Raw genomic sequence first — 18,569 nt, 5'->3', positions numbered from 1 at the left:
CATGGAAGATTCACAACATATTCGTCAAATCGAACTAAAAGATTTGATTAAAGCATACAAAGACGATAGCAATACCGCATTAATAATTAATAAATTAAAAAAAGATGATGCCGCTGCTATATATACCAAAGGTTTATCTGGTAGTTTAGATGCTATTATAGCTGCTACAACATATACTCATACAAAAGGGTGTCATGTTTTTGTTATGCACGATGCTGAAGAAGCCATATATTTTAGTAATGATTTACAGAACCTTCTTCCAAAAGAGGATATTCTTTACTTTCCATCTTCTTATAAAAAACCTTTTGAACTCACATCTGTAGAAAATGCAAATGTGCTACAAAGAGCAGAGACATTAAGTGCTCTGAATGAAAAAAAAAATAAAGGGGCTATTTTAGTTACTCATGCAGCTGCACTTACAGAAAAGGTAATTAATAAAAAGTCTTTAGTAGAGAATACCTATGTAGCAAGAGTTGGAGAAGATGTAGACCAATCTTTTATTAGAGAATTACTTATTGAATATGGTTTTGAACCTACTGACTTTGTTTATGAAGCTGGGCAATTTGCTATAAGAGGTGGTATTATAGACATTTACTCTTATGCCAATGAATTACCATTTAGAATCGAGTTGTTTGGAGATGAAATTGAAAGTATCAGAACTTTTGATCCTATCACTCAATTATCCCAAGATGAGAAAGAGCACGCTCCTATTGTTCCCAATGTACACAATAAATTATTACAAGAAGTTAGAGAATCACTTTTGGAGTTTTTACCTGAAACAACAATGTGGATCAAAGACTATGAATTATTAGTTGATACAATTGATAAATACTTTGAACGTGCAGTAGAAACTTTTGATGAAATTCTAAAAGTTAGTGGTGGAACACATATAATTAATAAACCTGAAGAAATTTTTGAAACAAAAAAAGGTTTTACAAAGCTTCTTGGTAAATCTCACCGTATTCTTTTTGGCAATAGAAAAGGGCTTCGAACTGCCGAAACCATTACTTTTGATACACAACCTCAACCTTCTTTTAATAAGAACTTCCATATGCTGGGCGAAGCACTGGAAAAACAACAATTAGAAGGTACTAGAAATATTATTGTTTCTGATCTGCCAAAACAGCTAGAACGTCTGCAAACTATTTTTGAAGAAATAAAACCAAATCTGTTCGTTCAGGAATTGAACTTGAGTTTAAGGGGTGGTTTTATTGATAGACAGATGAACATTGCTTGTTTTACTGATCATGAAATCTTTGAACGTTTCCATTCTCCAAAAGGGAAAAAGAAATATTCTAAAAATAAATCACTTACACTTAAAGAACTCCGAGAATTAAAAGCCGGAGATTTTGTTGCTCACATGGACCATGGTATTGGTAGATTTGCCGGCATGGAAAAAATGGAAATCAACGGAAAAGAACAAGAAAGTATCCGATTAATTTATCGTGACAACGATTTACTTTATCTCAGTTTACATTCACTCCATAAAATTTCTAAATATTCGGGGCAAGAAGGCAGGCAACCAACTGTAAGTAAATTAGGATCTCCTGAATGGGAAAACAAAAAGAAAAAAGCAAGAAAAAGGGTAAAAGACATTGCAACAGAATTAATACAACTGTATGCAAAACGAAGAGACTCAAAAGGCTATCAATTTGATAAAGATGGCTATTTACAAGCTGAGTTAGAATCTTCTTTTATATATGAAGATACTCCCGACCAAGCAAGAGCAACACAAGAAGTTAAAGAAGATATGGAAAAACCATATCCAATGGACAGACTTGTATGTGGAGATGTAGGTTTTGGTAAAACAGAAGTAGCAATAAGAGCTGCATTTAAAGCTGTTTGTGATAGTAAGCAAGTAGCAATACTTGTACCTACCACTATACTTGCCATGCAGCATTACAAAACTTTTTTGGCTAGAATGGCAGAATTACCTTGTAATATTGACTACATCAACCGTTTTAGAACAACAAAGCAAATTAAAGAAACACTCAAAAAAGTAAAAGAAGGTAAAGTTGACATACTTATAGGTACGCATAGAATTACGAGTAAAGATGTTGAGTTTAAAGATTTAGGCTTGATGATTATTGATGAGGAACAAAAGTTTGGTGTAAAAACAAAAGAAAAGCTCAAAGAAATGCGCGTTAATGTTGATGCACTAACATTAACAGCAACACCAATTCCTAGAACGCTTCATTTTTCTTTACTAGGTGCTCGCGATTTATCTGTTATTGAAACTCCTCCTCCAAATAGGCAACCTGTAACAACAAGGATATCAACTTTAAATGATGAAATAATTCGTGATGCTATACATAATGAGTTACTTCGTGGTGGCCAAGCATTCTTTGTTCATAATAGAGTAGCAGATATAGAGCATTTTGCCAATAAGATTATGCAATTAGTACCCGATGCAAAAGTTACTTATGCACATGGGCAAATGGATGGGCCTCAATTAGAAAAAATCATGCTCCGTTTTATTCAAGGAGAATACGATGTATTAATTTCTACAAATATTATTGAGTCTGGCTTAGATATCCCAAATGCAAATACAATTATTGTAAATCAAGCACATATGTTTGGTTTATCAGATTTACACCAAATGAGAGGCCGAGTGGGTAGATCAAATAAAAAAGCTTATTGTTATTTGCTAACCCCTCCTACCATTGGACTTTCATCAGACGCTAGAAAACGTTTATCAACATTAGAAGAATTTTCTGATTTAGGTGATGGGTTTAAAGTAGCCATGCGAGACCTTGATATTCGTGGTGCAGGTGATTTATTAGGTGGTGAGCAATCTGGGTTTATAAATGACTTAGGTTTTGATACATTCAATCAGATACTAGAAGAAACTGTTCAAGAAATTAAGCAAACACAATTTGCAGACCTCTTTAAAACAGAACTAGAAGCCCAATCTATTAAAGTAAATACTGTTATTGAAACAGACTTTGAAATTTTAATTCCTGATAGTTATGTATCCAATATTTCTGAACGTCTTAATTTATACATGAAAGCAGATAAGTTAAAAGACGAGAAAGAAATGGAAAAATTCACCAAACATCTACAAGATAGATTTGGTCCAATCCCTCAACCAGTAAAAGATTTATTGATTACTGTAAAAATGCGTTGGGTGGCTCAAAAACTTGGAATGGAGAAGCTTATTCTTAAAAATGAATGTTTAAAAGCCTATTTATTAGAACATACACATGCAGAATATTATCAGTCTGATGAATTTGGTAAAATATTAATGTATGTACAGACTCACCCTAAAATTTGCCAGATTAAAGAGACTAAAAAGCGATTAATCCTTAATATTGAAGAGATTACAGACATTAATAAAGGGTTAGAACTTCTGCATCTATTAAACAAATAATCACTTTATTTTTAAAAATATTCACAACTCAGCTTTTTAGGTACAATTATTGAATTATGGATTTCGGTAACGTTTCACTATTTGTTTGTGAAACACTTTTTAAGCAATTAAGATGCATTCAATTGAGTGCATAAGAAAAATAGAGATCTATAATATCATGAGCAAAAGGAATCTACTTAAATTGGCTTCCGCACTGCTAGCAGCATTAGTAGTAACTGGATGTGCTAAGTCTTCTAAGCCAACAGCAGAAAATCCGGGAGGATATGATACCGCAACAGGTTTAGAATATAATGGAAAAGACGATAATTCATTCGCTGTAAGAGAGTATAATGGAATGCCAGAAGTTCCAAATATGCGTTACATTGAAGGTGGTCGTTTTGTATTAGGTTCTTACGAGGAAGATTTAATGAAATCTCGTGATAACTTAGAACGTACTGTATCTGTAGCATCTTTTTGGATGGATGAAACAGAAGTATCAAATATTAACTGGTTAGTATACTTACACTATGTTAGTACAGATTCTTCAGTATCAGGAATCTCTTATGATGAAGCATTACCAGATACAACTGTTTGGGCTGAGCAATTAGCATTTAATGATCAATATGTAGATCATTACTTACGTTACCCTGGTTTCCGTCAACACCCTGTTGTTGGTGTAACTTGGACGCAAGCACAAAACTATTGCGCATGGCGTACATCTGTAGTTAATAAAAACCTAGCAATTAACGATGGTACAGATGAAGAAGCTGAAGCAGCTGAAAATGGAGAACCAATTCCATTAGAATCAGGTGTAGTTCTTCCTTCATTCCGTTTACCTACAGAAGCAGAATGGGATTATGCAGCTCAAGCTCTTATCGGCTTACAAGATATTGATGAAAATTATTCAGAACGTCGTATTTATCCTTGGTCTGGTCATTCAGTAAGAAACCCTTACGGTGATCACATGGGTGACATGATGGCTAACTTCAAACGTGGACGTGGTGATTACGCTGGTATCGGTGGTAAACTGAACGATGGCGCAATGGTTACATCAAGCGTTTATGATAACCCTCCAAACGATTTCGGTTTATATAATATGGCTGGTAACGTTTCTGAATGGGTAGAAGATATTTACCGTCCACTTTCTTATGCAGATATGGATGATTTAAACCCAGTTCGTAAAAATGACTACTTAGATGGTCCTGAACAAGGTTACAATTACCAATCTTACGGTTATGTTCGTCAATATGAATCATTCATCTCGAACTCTATCCGTGTATATAAAGGTGGTTCATGGAAAGACGTTGCTTACTGGATGGCAGCAGGTACTCGTCGTTTCTTAGATCAAGATTCTGCAACTGCAACTATTGGTTTCCGTTGTGCAATGATCAACCCAGGCGAAAATTAAAATTTACGCTTTTAAGCTAAGATATTAAGATAAAAAAAACCTTCAATTTCATTACGATGATAATTGAAGGTTTTTTTTATGTCGTTATAGATTAGATCAATACATAAAATAATCAATCATTTATACCATATAGATAGGGTTTAAATTGATAAAAAAGTTATTTTCGCAATAATATTAATGACCCTTTGCATAGTAAAATACAATGGTGAACATAACAAATAAAATTGCTCAAGCACTGAGCATATCAGAAGCGCAGGTTAAAGATACTTTAGCATTATTAGATGATGGAGCAACAGTGCCTTTCATCTCAAGATATAGAAAAGAAGTTACCGGTAGTTTGGATGAGGTCCAAGTTGCTGATATCAGAGATAAAGCTTTACAGTTAAGGGAACTCGATAAAAGACGTGAAAGCATCTTAAAAAGTATCGATGACCAAGGTAAACTTACTGATGAATTAAAAAGTAAGATCAACAAAGCAGAAACAATGTCTGCTTTAGAAGATATTTACCTTCCTTACAAGCCAAAACGTAAAACAAAAGCAAGTATTGCTAGAGAAAGAGGGTTAGAACCTTTGGCAGATTTATTATTATCGCCAGATCTTTCTACTGATATTGAAACAGAGGCTGCTAAATTTATAGATCTTGAAAAAGATGTAGAAGATACAGCAAAAGCATTAGCAGGAGCTCGAGATATAATAGCTGAACGTCTTAATGAAGACCAAGAGACTCGTCAAGAAATTCGTGACCTTTTCATGAAAAAAGGATCATTTAAAGCTAAAGTTATTCCAGGTAAAGAAACTGAAGGAGCAAAATACAAAGATTACTTTGATTGGACTGAAGCTGTTGGAAAAGCACCTTCACATAGAGTTTTAGCAATGAGAAGAGCTGAAAAAGAAATGATTATTTCTTTAGACTGCTCTCCTGAAGAAGAAGATGCATTATATTTATTAGAAGATATACATGTAGATCGAAGAACTCCTAGTGCAGATCAAATTCAATTGGCTGTAAAAGATGCTTATAAGCGTCTTCTAAAACCATCAATGGAAACAGAATCTCGCCTAATGTCTAAAAAAGCAGCAGATGAAGAAGCTATTAGTGTATTTGCTGAAAATTTAAGACAACTCTTATTATCTGCTCCATTAGGTCAAAAAAGTGTATTAGCACTAGATCCAGGGTTTAGAACTGGTTGTAAATTAGTTTGTCTTGATCGCCAAGGTAAGTTATTAGAAAATACAACAATTTACCCAAATGAACCACAACGTAAAACAGCAGAATCTGGGGCAACAGTAAAATACTTATGTGAAAAACATAATATAGAAGCTATTGCTATTGGTAATGGTACAGCTAGTAGAGAAACAGAGTCGTTTGTAAGAAACTTAGGTTTATCAAATGTTCAAATTGTTGTTGTGAACGAAAGTGGTGCGTCAATATATTCTGCTTCTGAAACAGCTAGAAATGAGTTCCCTGATCACGATCTTACGGTAAGAGGTTCTGTTTCTATCGGTAGAAGATTAATGGATCCATTGGCTGAACTTGTAAAAATTGATCCAAAATCAATTGGAGTAGGCCAATACCAACACGATGTAGACCAAAGTGCTTTAAAAGCAAGTTTGGATGATGTAGTAATGAGTTGTGTAAATGCTGTGGGTGTAGAAGTAAATACTGCAAGTAAAGAACTTTTATCGTATGTATCTGGCTTAGGACCAAGTATTGCACAAAACATTGTCGACTTCAGAAATGAAAATGGTGCATTTACTAGTAGAACTCAATTAAAAAAAGTACCTCGTTTAGGGCCAAAAGCCTATGAGCAATGTGCTGGCTTTTTGAGAATCCGTGATGCTAAAAACCCATTAGATACAAGTGCTGTACACCCAGAAAGTTATGCTATAGTAAAACAAATGGCTGATGATTTAGGTGTAACAATTAAAGATTTAATGGCCAAAGAGGACCTACACAAACAAATCAAGTTAGATAATTATGTAACTGATAGTGTAGGTATCCCAACGCTAACAGATATTTTAAAAGAATTAGCAAAACCAGGAAGAGACCCTCGTGAACAATTTGAGGCCTTTCAATTTGCTGATGGAGTAGAAAAAATGTCTGATTTAACAATCGGAATGAAACTACCTGGTATTGTTACAAACATTACTAATTTTGGTGCTTTTGTTGACATTGGCGTCCATCAAGATGGTCTTGTACACTTAAGTCAAATGGCTGATCGTTATATTTCAGATCCTAACGAAGTAGTTAAAGTACATCAAAAAGTACAAGTAGTAGTTACAGATGTTGACATCTCTAGAAACCGAATTGCTCTTTCTATGAAAGGTTTAAATGGTGATGGAGGAACAAGAACACCTTCACCGAAAAAAGCTGCTAATAGAAAACCACAAGGAGCTCCATCTCAAAGAAGAGAAAAAGAAGAAAACACAGAAAACATGTCAATGCAAGATAAATTGGCTATGTTGAAAAATCGTTTTAAATAGACATATCATAACGACTACTTTTTTTATAGAAAAGTAGTCGTTTTTAAATAAGAACATTATAACAATGACACATAAAGAAAAAGTAGAAAGTTGTATTGAAAAAATTCAAAAACTAATTGATGGATTTCAACCCGAAGTAGGAATTGTACTTGGCACTGGATTAGGTGGTCTAGTTAATGAATTTGATATCAAATATGATTTATCGTACGAAAAGCTTCCTCACTTTCCTTTATCAACTGTAGAATCTCATAAAGGACGTCTAATTTTTGGCTATCTGAATGGTCGTAAAATTGTAGCCATGCAAGGGCGTTTCCATTTTTATGAGGGGTATGATATGAAAGAAGTTACGTTTCCTATTAGAGTACTTAAACTTCTAGGTGTTAAAGCACTAATTGTTTCTAATGCTGCTGGAGGTATTAACCCTTCTTTCCAAAAAAGTGATTTGATGATTATCAATGATCATATCAACTTAATGTTTGGTAACCCACTAATTGGCAAAAATGAAGCAGAATGGGGAGACCGTTTCCCGGATATGTTTGCTCCATATAATGCTGAGTTAATAGAAAAAGCAAAGAGCATTGCAAAAGAAAATAATTTACCTGTACATGAAGGAGTTTACGCTGCAGTTACGGGTCCAAATTTAGAAACAAAGGCAGAATATAAATACCTAAGTATTATTGGTGCTGATGTAGTGGGAATGTCTACAGTACCAGAAGTGATTGTAGCTGTACAAATGAAATTACCTGTATTTGCGGTCTCTGTTGTTACAGATTTATGTTACGAAGGTGCTCTAAAACCTGTTGAATTAGAAGAAATTTTGGCTAATGCGCGTAATGCAGAGCCTCATTTATCAAAATTAATAGGTGGTTTACTCACAAAAATTTAATATTTGATTAAATTTTCACAATTAAGCACGTAAATTGCGTAAATTAACTCTAAAGAGTTTAAACAGTACAATCACCTTCTTACTACTTATACCATCTTATAATTATGGATAAGACACTATCGGCACTTTTACCTCTAGACTTAACATATATAGATGATGCAATCTTAAAGTATTCTTTAACTGCATCTCCTGTATTCTTAGTAAAGAAAATTATCTTACTTCATATTTTGAAGGATAATTCGGCAAACGAAGAAGTTGAATACAATGGTAAACTAGTCACAAGAAAAGATATGGCTATGCAGAAAATGCAAGCCTTAGTCGACAAATATAAAGACCTAAATACGCGTAATATTGAATTTTCAATTCAAATTGGCGAATCTAACGATCCTACCAATAAAATATTAAAGGCAACTCGTAAGTATAAAGTTGATCTTATTATTGCAGGTAAAAAAAATATTGCAGAAGGTAGTGGTACTATTGCACGCTTGCTTACAAGGTATGCTTTCTGTACAGTATTAACTATATCAGAAAACCCTCAGGTTCCTATCAAAAAGGCAATTGTTCCAATTGATTTTTCTGAAATGTCTAAAAAGGCAATGAAGGATGCCATAGAAGTAGCGAAAAGGAATAATATGGAATTAGTGATAATTCATATTTATGCACTCCCTACTGGCTATCATACATCAGGAAAAACACAGCAAGAATATGCATCTGTATTACAGCAACATGCTGAAAAAAGGTGTAAAAATTTCCTAAAGCAATTTAACTTAGATGATATCTCTTATAAGTTAAGATTACACTTTGATCAACATGGAAATAACGAAGCTAAAATCATCTCTAACATATCATTAGTAGAAGATGCTGACCTTATAATTATGGGCTCAAGAGGTAGATCTGCTTTAGCTGCTACCTTTATTGGAAGCACAACAGAAAACCTTCTTAAACAACATACGACTGTATCTACTCTAGTAGTTAAAGATAGAGTTAGAAACCTTGGTTTATTTGGTGCTTTGTTAGAAATCTAAAAAAGTAAAAACTTAAAAAGTCCCTTAAATTACAAATTGATGTAGTTTAAGGGACTTTTTGTTTTTAGAAATTATCAAGACTAGATTGTCATGATATCCTTTTCTTTTTCAACAAATACTTGATCTATTCTAGTTGTATAGCTATTTGTAAGATCTTGTACTGTTTTTTCTGCATCTTTAACAGCATCTTCAGCAGCACCATCTTTCAATAACTTTTTCAAGCCATCATTAGTTTCTTTACGTGCATTTCTGATACTGATTTTACCTTTTTCAATTTCACCTTTCACCTTTTTAACTAGGTCACGACGACGCTCTTCAGTTAATGGAGGCATATTGATACGTACTTGCTCACCATCATTAATTGGGTTAACACCTAAATCAGAATCACGAATTGACTTCTCGATTGCTGCAAGCATATTTTTTTCCCAAGGTTTAACAACTACAGAATGTGCATCAGGTGTAGAAGTTGATGCTACTTGGCTAATAGGAGTTGGTGCTCCGTAGTAATCAACTACTAAACCATCCAACATTGAAGCAGAAGCTTTACCAGCACGAATTTTTTTTAATTCATGTTGAGTGTGTCTAATGGCATTTTCCATTAAATCTTTAGCCTCATCTATATACATTCCTATTTCCTCTTCCATTACTTTATCTTTAATGATTAATTAATAATCTAATTTAATTATTTTACTGCGTTACAATTGTACCTACTTTTGCACCCGACATTAATTGGAATAAGTTATCTGGCTTATTCATATCAAATACAATAATTGGCAACTTGTTTTCCTTACAAAGAGTAAAAGCTGTAAGGTCCATTATTTTTAAATTATCCGAAAGTGCTTTATCAAAAGTTAACTCATCGATTTTTATAGCATCTGGATTCTTTTCAGGATCTTCAGTATAAATACCATCAACTCTTGTTCCTTTTAATACAACGTCTGCGTCAATTTCAATAGCTCTTAAAGAAGCAGCTGAATCTGTAGTGAAATAAGGGTTACCCGTACCTGCACCAAAAATTACAACTCTATTTTTCTCTAGATGACGTACAGCTCTTCTACGAATAAATGGCTCACAAACCTGATCCATTTGAATACCTGACATCAAACGAGAATAAACTCCCGCTCCTTCTAAAGCACTTTGCAATGCCATACCGTTAATAACAGTAGCTAGCATACCCATGTGGTCACCTTGAACTCTGTCTATACCTAATTTACCAGCTTGCATTCCACGGAAAATGTTTCCTGCTCCGATAACAATAGCGACTTCGACCTCTTGGTCTACTACTTTTTTAATCTCTTTTGCATATTGTTCCAATCTATTTGGATCAATACCGTATTGTTGCTCACCCATTAGGGCTTCGCCACTCAATTTCAGAAGAACTCTTTTATATTTCATATATGGCAATTTGAAGTTTTGCAAATATAAAAAAGTCATTTAAATGATGTACTAAAATATGCACGTTATCTAAAAACTTATCATATTGCATAACAATAATTTAATATTTTTTATTCCTGTTTCTATTAAAACATGCTATCAATAAAAAAAATTACAGTATTAGTTTCATTATTTTTTTCATTTTTCTCTATCGGTACGGCTCAAGAAATACCTCTTCAAAGACATTGTAGAAGTACATTACACGAACCCGTATTTACTTATAGTAAGGCAAAATCTTACCTTTCTAATAGAAGAGTAAATGCTATGAACAGAACAAACATCTCTAATTTACCTGTTATTGTTCATGTAATCTATAATCTAGATGAAAAAAATACCAAACATAATAATATTTCATCTGAACAAATACTTTCTCAGATAAATTCTACAAATAGAGACTTATTACACCAGAATAATAACCGTAGTCAAACATTAGATGAATTCTCATCTGATGCTGTAAATTCTTTAGTAGAATTAAAGATGGCAATCTTTAGTCCTGACGGTCAGGTATTGACAGAACCTGGAGTAAATAGAATTCAAGGTTTTTTAGATTCAGATGAAGAATATTCAATATCTCAAGTTGATAAAATTATTAAAGACAATATTTGGGATCATGAAAGATATATGAATATATGGGTAGTACCACTTACTAATAATTGGTTAGGCTATGCTTATTTTCCTAATTACCCCGATTTAGAAGGTTTAGATCAAGTAAGTAATGGAGAGGTTGCCACAAGTTCAATAGATGGTATTGTTATAGATACTCATTTCTTTGGTTCAAATGAATTTAACGAAAATTATGACTTAGAACCTCATTATGATTTAGGACGTACACTTACTCATGAACTTGGGCATTATCTTGGTTTACTTCACATATGGGGTGTTGGTAGTGCTAGTTGTTCTAAAGATGATTATTGTGATGATACTCCACAAATTAGTAATGGACATACTGGGACTCGCTATTGTAATGCCACTACAGGAGAAGAAATTAATTTATTATGTGATTCAGCTGCATTAATATTTGATTCAAGTCAGTATCAAAATTACATGGACTATACAAATGACTCTTGCATGACAATGTTCAGTCTAGATCAAAAATCTAGAATTGATGTAATTTTAACTGATGCTCCTGCAAGAAGTACTTTAAATCAAAATATGCCCACAGGTACAATTACATTAGAAGCAGTCCCTAGTTCGAGCGAAAATAATTTAACATGGACAATTAGTGAAGAAGATAATGTATCTGGCTTTATTGTAGAAAAATCTATAAATAAACAAGGTTATAAAATTATTAGCACTATTCTTTCTCCAAATGATAGAGCCTTTTCTGTAACCTCAGAAGACTTGAATACTAGAGTAACTTATAGAGTTTATGCTATTAATAATACAGGTGCCTCATTTTCAAACTCGTCTAATACAATTACTATTTACAATGGTGTAGTAGGTTTAGATACAAAACAAAGAGAAAAGTTTACTATCTATCCTAACCCTTCAGAAGGTACTTTTAAATTGAAACCTGCTCAATATATTAGCCAATATGGCTTATTAGAAGTCTGGTCTACGTCTGGAAGTTTAATTTTATCAAAGGAAATAGATAATAGTTCTGCTGAAGTAAATATTGATTTAAGTAAGTACCCAAGAGGAACCTACTTTATGAAATTAAGTTCAGATCTTGGCGTTTTTACTCAACGCTGTATTAAATTGTAAATTACATCACATAAAAAATGGCTTGATAATCATAAGGTTTTATCAAGCCATTTTTTTATATCACATTATATATTAATGATGTCCACCACCCGCTGGCTTCATCTGATCTCCTTGAGGAGAGCTACTATCTTTTACAAACAGCCATAATACTGCAGATACAGCCAAAGCAATTGCAGCTATATAGAACATTACCGTTTTATCTTCTGCATCAGCAAGATACTTACTAACAAAAACTGATACAGCTAATTGAGGTAATACTACTGATAAATTAAAGATACCCATATATAATCCCATTTTTGCTTTTTCTACTTTTTCAGACATTATAGCAAATGGTAGTGATACAGTTGCTGCCCATCCAATACCAAGAATAACCATCATTCCGTAGATCATATATTCTGAAGTTCCGCCAACTGCAATCATACCTGCATAGCCTAATGCCATAATTCCAATACAAATTGCATGGGTTTTAACTCTACCAATCTTATGTGTTATAGGTTCTAATATAAATGCTGGTAATATAGCTGCTACAGCATTAAATATTAAGAAAGACCAATTAATAACACTTCCTACTTCTTTAGAAGAAAAGTCTGGATATTTCTGTTGTACATAAGCAAACATAAAAACAAACATAGTTTGAATACCTAACCAAGTAGGTGCATGTGCTAATAATACTTTGATAAAACCTTTTGTATCCGTTTCCGATTTTCCATCATGAACCTCTTCATCTACTTCTTTTAAACTCTTAGGCTCTTCAATAAAGAATACAGGTACAACAGAAAATAAAAACACTAAAAATACCCCGATATATATTAACTCATTATTCCCTAAAACAGAACCAATAAAATATGCTAATACACCAAATGTACCCGATATTGTTTGCATCCATGTATACCCTTTGGTAACAGTATCATCATTTGTAACATCTGCAATAATAGATCTTGTTGGGTTAAAACTTATGTTGATAGATAAATCAAGTATTAAAGCTACAGCAATAGCCACATAAATAGATGCTGCAAATTGTCCTTCTGCCAAGTCACCCACTGCTTTTGTAGGCGCAAAGCCTAAAAAATCAGAAATAATATGAATATTTGGCAACGCCAATAACATTAAAGATGTCAGTATTCCTCCTATTAATATAAACGGGCGGCGTCTTCCTCCTAAAAACCAAACTTTATCAGATGCTAAACCTGCTAAAGGTTGACCAATAATACCAGCTATTGGACCTGCAGCCCAAACAATTCCAACTTCATGAATATCAAAACCGTATTTAGTATTTAAAATCCAACTCAAAGCCGCAATTTGAATGGATAGGGCAAACCCCATTGCTGTTGAGGGTAAACTAAGAAGAACGAAAAATGAGGATGATAATTTTTTTTGAATTTCTAACATAATATATAATTTACTGGGGCGTTGTGTTGATTAATAACAATTCATTTCTTTTAGGTAAAACAAATATATTGAAGCTCTTTTACTTAATTAGGTGATTTTACGCATATTATCACTTTAAAATAAATCTTTTTATATTACAACGGGTTGCATTAACCAGCAATTATTAAAAATAATATTCCAAAATTTAAATGTCGATAAAATTTCTACGAATATTACTGTTACTACTCTTAACTTTTCACTTTTGTAGTGGTCAAAAAATGTTCACTCACCATTGGACTAAAAAAGATGGTTTACCACATAATTTCCTTTATCACCTAAAAGAAGCTAATGGTAAATTATGGATTGGTACAGATGATGGAATGAGTACTTTTAATGGAAAAGAGTTTAAAACTTATTCAACTCAAAATGGTCTAAATTCTGAATTTGTTATTGGTTTTAATCAAAATAACACTGATTCTGTTTACCTATTTACTTGGAGAGGAGGGGTACATGTTTTTAACGAAGAGCTTGATACGATTCAAACTTATCCCTTCATGCAAAAAAGTGGGGCTAAAAAATTACATCAAGGTATTAAAATTGGAAATGAATTATACGGATGGCAATGGAGTTCTGCCTTTTATATGAATTTAAAAGAGCAAAAATCACATAAATTAAATTTCTACTCTCATAGGCAAAATGGAAAAGAGGAATTATTTCTAAGAAAAGATAAACCAATACCTTTTTATAACTCTAAAAATAGCAGAACCATTTCTTTAGGGTTAACACGCTTTCAAAATAAAATATTAGTTTACGGCTTCGATACTCAAGGAATTAGAATTATTGATGGTACAACCCTTAAAGGAAATTTCTTTGAAGAGGCACTTGGTAACATTATTATTTCAGCTACTAATATTTCAAAAAATGGTGGGTTATTGGTAGGGTCTAAAGGACAAATTTTATTACTCTCCCCAGAGGGAGATATTGAAAAAACAATTAAAATTAATGACCATCTTTTTCCTACAAAACTATACCAACTGAATAATGGAAATATTGTTGCTGCAGTTAACGAGAATAACCATAAACAAAGAAATATTCTGATAAATAGTAAAACAGGAAAAATTACCTATTTAGAGAAGGCTTTAAATACAAAATCTTTTAGCTCTTCTGTTTTAGTTGATAAACAAGATAGAATATGGATCTCTACACAAGGTGACGGACTTTACCTTATTGAAGACACCGATTTTAAGTATTTAGGAATAGATGAAATTGATGTTACACATGTACTATCAATAAATCAAATAGATTCTGTAAACCTTGCATTCTCCACAACAAACAGACTTTATCAGTATAATTTAAAAACTGATTCTTTAAGTATTTTGAGAGAATACCCTGTTAAAGATATTATAACAAAAGATGATAATATTTTCTTCACTACCTACGGGCATAGCTATTCTATCAAAAATGACTCTATCCCTGTAAACTGGTCTATCTTTGCTGGTAACAATCAATTTGGAGATTGGTACATAGAAGAAGATTCATTAAAAGTTGTACAGCAAAATCCTATGAGTCAAAAATTTGATATGGTTAAAGTTTTTCAAAACTTTCCTAAAGGCAATATCAAACAATCAAAAATTTCTAGTGCTGCAATAACTGATACTACTATTTGGGTGGCTACAAAAGGTGCTTTATTATCATATGCTTTAAGTGAAAACTTTAAACTTGACCTTAAAGATAGTTGGATTCAAAACTTTAAGAATGGAGAAAGAATTAATTATGTGTATATCGATAAATCTGGAGTATTACTTTGGGTGGGAACATCAGAAGGATTATATTTTTTACAGATAAAAGATCAGCTAGAAAAAAATAAATTACAAAAAGTATTGGCTCTAGAAGGTGTTAATTGTACTACACTTTATCAGGATCACCTTAATCAATTGTGGGTAGGGACTGATGAAGGCCTTTCTGTCTTAAAGAACGGTACACTAAAAAGGCAATACAACACCTCGTCAGGTCTTATTAATGACCAAGTTACTCGAATTTTTGAATCATCAGATCATCAATTATGGATTTCTACTTTACAAGGTATTATGAGTATGCCTAACCATAAAGAAGCAACTACTATTCCTCCTCCTCACGTATCTTGGAAAAAAAGCATATACAATAGCCACAGTAAATTCAGTATTTTAGAATTGCCTATTAAGATTAGTGCTTTATCTGAAATGGAATCTATAAAACTTCAGTATAAAATCTCTAAAGCAAGTGATTGGATTAACTTTCAGTATACTGATGTTCTAAAAATAACAAATAAAGAACCTGGAGAATATAATATTTATGTAAGAGGAAAAACTATTGGATCTGATTGGAGTACTCCTGCAATTGCGTCATTAAACATTGAAGGATATTTTTGGGAACATACATTATTTAAGGGTGGAATATTTTTCCTAATTATTATTTCACTGATTTATTCTTCAAATTATAAAATCAAAAAAGAAAAAATTAAAACTAACGAGCTCAAAGAAATCATAAGAGAAAGAGCTGAAGCACAAAAGAAACTAGCTCGTGTTAGAACAGAAATTGCTCAAGATTTCCATGATGAGATGGGGAATAAATTAGCCAGTATTACAGTGCTTGCAGATTTAGCTTCACTTAAATTAAAAGGAAAGGACATAGAAACTGAGAAGATATTATACAGAATAGAAACCCAATCAAAGTTATTATACAGTGGTACAAGAGATTTTATTTGGTCTATTGATGCTAAAAATGATGAATTGAGTGTAATCTATGACTACATAAAAGATTTTGGAGAAGATTTCTTTGATGAATTGGAAATTCGATATCATTCAAAGAAAGAAATTCCTAAAAATGAAAACCTTGTATTGCCCCATTCTTGGAGTTTACAAATAGTATTCATCTTTAAAGAAGCTATGACAAATATTGCTAAGTATGCAAAAGCTACTCATGTTTATTTATCTATTATTGAAGAGAAACAAAATATTAAAATAGAGATAAAAGATAATGGTATAGGAATGAGTAATACAGACTCTAAGCATGGAAATGGTTTAAAAAACATGCACTCTAGAATAAAAAAACTAGCAAATGCTACACTTTCAATTGAGTCTAAAGAGAATGAGGGAACGTCCATTTCTGTCACTTTTGATAGTAATTTCAATAACAATCTGTAAAAACTACCCTTTAGGGTAGTACAAGATATACGCTTCGAGAGTAAATTTGAAGTAATGAATCGTTAAGCAGTACAAATCCGGACTATAACCCCTAAAACTTTAGAGTTGGGGAACTCATTCTTATTGTTGAAATTCAAAAAAGAGGTGCCACATATTGTTTCACCTCTTTTTTTTTATGTAAATTTAGTATGAAAAAAAAGATAATAATAGTTGAGGATAACTTAGATGTTCAAGAAGCATTCAAACTCTTAATTGAAACAAAGACCTCAGATTATACAGTAATAAATACCTATGATTCTTGTGAAGGTGCTATAGAAAACCTTGATACCGACAAACCTGATATCGTTTTAATGGATATCGATTTACCTGGAATGAACGGTATAGAAGGTACTAGGCACATTAGACAATCATTACCTAGAACTGATATACTAATTATTTCGGTTCACGAAAACAGTCAATATGTTTTTGACGCTCTTTGTGCAGGTGCAACAGGGTATATCACAAAAAACAGTAACCACACTCAATTATTAAGAGCTCTAGGTGAAGTTTCTGCAGGAGGTGCTCCAATGAGTACTCATATTGCCAAATTAGTAGTAAAATCTTTTAGAAGAGAAAGTGAATCTCCTCTAACATCAAGAGAAACTGATGTTCTTAATTTATTAGCTGAAGGGAAAAGTTATATGGATATAGCAGATCAAATATCTGTTTCTAAAGATACTGTCAAATTCCACATTAAAAATATCTACTTAAAATTACAGGTATCTAATAAAATTGAAGCTGTAACTAAAGCAAAAAGTGAAGGTTTTATTTAACCTTGTAAAAAGGCATAAAAAAACGGTCTAGAATTAATTTTCTAGACCGTTTTTTTAATTGAGTAGATACAAATTATTTTGCAGCGAACTCAGCTTTGATTGCTTCAACGTCAACTTTTTTGATTACTGGCTTAGCACTCAAACGTTGGATTGTTGTTACACGAGCTTTAGCGAAAGTCTTGTTTCTCTTGCTCTTTCTAATAAGTTTTGTATATCCCATGACTATATTTTATTAAATCAATTATCAAAGTATAGATCACATTCCTAGGAATATGAGCGTGCAAATTTAAGTGATATATCCTTATTGCTCAAGTCATTTAGAAAAATAAATGATAATTTTTTAATAAAGTACTAAAAAACCGCCTTTAGATACCTAAAATGCACAATTCTTAAAGTTAAAATAATTGTTATTGATAATATTCTCGCAAAACAATTAGACTTAATTTATAAAAAAAGAAAATATGAACACTCAAACTCACTTTAAACTAGAGACAAAACGTTTATTACTTCAAGAATTTTCGAAAGATGATGCTAAAGGCTTTTTTGAATTGAATAATGATATTGATACCTTAAAATATACAGGTGATACATCTTTTCAATCAATTGAAGCTGCTGAAATTTTTATCAAAGAGTGTAAACATTATACTGATTATGGCTTTGGAAGATGGAGTATTCGTATAAAAAGTAATAATGAATTTATTGGCTTTTGTGGGTTAAAATATTCTCCTCTCAAACAAGAAATAGATATTGGTTTTAGGATTATGAAAAAATACTGGAAACAAGGTTATGCTACAGAAGCTGCCAAAAAAATGTTTAGTGTATGCTTCTGAACTCAATATTAATAAGGTGGTAGCTAGAGTAATGGAGGGAAATGAAGTATCTAATAAGATAATAAATAATCTAGGCTTTACTTACACAC

The 18,569-nt window shown here is 32.4% G+C and carries 12 protein-coding genes; 9 read left to right on the top strand and 3 right to left on the bottom strand.

Annotation, left to right across the window (positions count from 1 at the left end; all coding sequences use genetic code 11):
* Nucleotide 1 precedes the first annotated feature (1 nt).
* The 5 genes from mfd (at nt 2) to KM029_RS16260 (ending at nt 9,150) form a co-directional block, all read left to right on the top strand.
* Nucleotides 2–3,370 carry a transcription-repair coupling factor gene (gene mfd, locus KM029_RS16280; protein WP_144074253.1) on the top strand — a complete coding sequence of 1,123 codons (3,369 nt, stop codon included), beginning with the start codon at nt 2–4 and terminating at the stop codon, nt 3,368–3,370.
* Nucleotides 3,371–3,527: 157 nt separating this feature from the next.
* Nucleotides 3,528–4,757, top strand: coding sequence for a gliding motility lipoprotein GldJ (gldJ, locus tag KM029_RS16275; protein ID WP_144074252.1), 1,230 nt, complete (start codon nt 3,528–3,530; stop codon nt 4,755–4,757).
* Nucleotides 4,758–4,959: 202 nt separating this feature from the next.
* On the top strand, nt 4,960–7,239 hold the full coding sequence (locus KM029_RS16270) for a Tex family protein (protein ID WP_184679440.1): 2,280 nt from the start codon (nt 4,960–4,962) through the stop codon (nt 7,237–7,239).
* Between the two features lie 64 nt (nt 7,240–7,303).
* Nucleotides 7,304–8,125 (top strand): purine-nucleoside phosphorylase, encoded by an 822-nt coding sequence (locus KM029_RS16265; RefSeq protein WP_144074251.1) that lies wholly within the window; start codon nt 7,304–7,306, stop codon nt 8,123–8,125.
* A gap of 104 nt (nt 8,126–8,229) precedes the next feature.
* The gene (locus KM029_RS16260) at nt 8,230–9,150 is read left to right on the top strand and encodes a universal stress protein (RefSeq protein WP_144074250.1); all 921 of its coding nucleotides are present in this window, start codon (nt 8,230–8,232) and stop codon (nt 9,148–9,150) included.
* 80 nt (nt 9,151–9,230) lie between these two features.
* Here KM029_RS16260 and frr read toward each other — a convergent pair whose 3' ends face one another.
* Nucleotides 9,231–9,794: a ribosome recycling factor gene (gene frr, locus KM029_RS16255; protein ID WP_144074249.1), complete on the bottom strand. Its 564-nt coding sequence runs from the start codon at nt 9,792–9,794 to the stop codon at nt 9,231–9,233.
* Nucleotides 9,795–9,837: 43 nt separating this feature from the next.
* Nucleotides 9,838–10,545, bottom strand: a complete 708-nt coding sequence (pyrH, locus tag KM029_RS16250; protein WP_144074248.1) for a UMP kinase — start codon at nt 10,543–10,545, stop codon at nt 9,838–9,840.
* A gap of 132 nt (nt 10,546–10,677) precedes the next feature.
* Between pyrH and KM029_RS16245 the strand changes: the two genes are divergently transcribed.
* Nucleotides 10,678–12,288 carry a M43 family zinc metalloprotease gene (locus KM029_RS16245; RefSeq protein WP_144074247.1) on the top strand — a complete coding sequence of 537 codons (1,611 nt, stop codon included), beginning with the start codon at nt 10,678–10,680 and terminating at the stop codon, nt 12,286–12,288.
* A gap of 72 nt (nt 12,289–12,360) precedes the next feature.
* On the opposite strand, the gene KM029_RS16240 is transcribed toward KM029_RS16245, so the two are convergent.
* Complete coding sequence (locus KM029_RS16240; protein ID WP_144074246.1) at nt 12,361–13,677, bottom strand: MFS transporter; 1,317 nt, start codon at nt 13,675–13,677, stop codon at nt 12,361–12,363.
* 257 nt (nt 13,678–13,934) lie between these two features.
* On the opposite strand from KM029_RS16240, the gene KM029_RS16235 reads away from it, so the two are divergent.
* The 3 genes from KM029_RS16235 to KM029_RS16225 all read left to right on the top strand — a co-directional run bounded on the left by KM029_RS16235 (nt 13,935) and on the right by KM029_RS16225 (nt 18,480).
* Entirely contained in the window at nt 13,935–16,838 is a 2,904-nt protein-coding gene (locus KM029_RS16235) for a sensor histidine kinase (protein ID WP_158631084.1), read from the top strand.
* 188 nt (nt 16,839–17,026) lie between these two features.
* Nucleotides 17,027–17,650 carry a response regulator transcription factor gene (locus tag KM029_RS16230; RefSeq protein ID WP_144074244.1) on the top strand — a complete coding sequence of 208 codons (624 nt, stop codon included), beginning with the start codon at nt 17,027–17,029 and terminating at the stop codon, nt 17,648–17,650.
* 461 nt (nt 17,651–18,111) lie between these two features.
* Nucleotides 18,112–18,480, top strand: a complete 369-nt coding sequence (locus KM029_RS16225) for a GNAT family N-acetyltransferase (protein ID WP_144074243.1) — start codon at nt 18,112–18,114, stop codon at nt 18,478–18,480.
* Nucleotides 18,481–18,569 lie beyond the last annotated feature (89 nt).

It is taken from the genome of Flammeovirga kamogawensis (assembly GCF_018736065.1).
In the GTDB taxonomy this organism is placed as follows: Bacteria; Bacteroidota; Bacteroidia; order Cytophagales; family Flammeovirgaceae; genus Flammeovirga; species Flammeovirga kamogawensis.
Note: the sequence above shows the minus strand (reverse complement) of the source record. Positions and strands in the feature narration are given on the sequence as shown.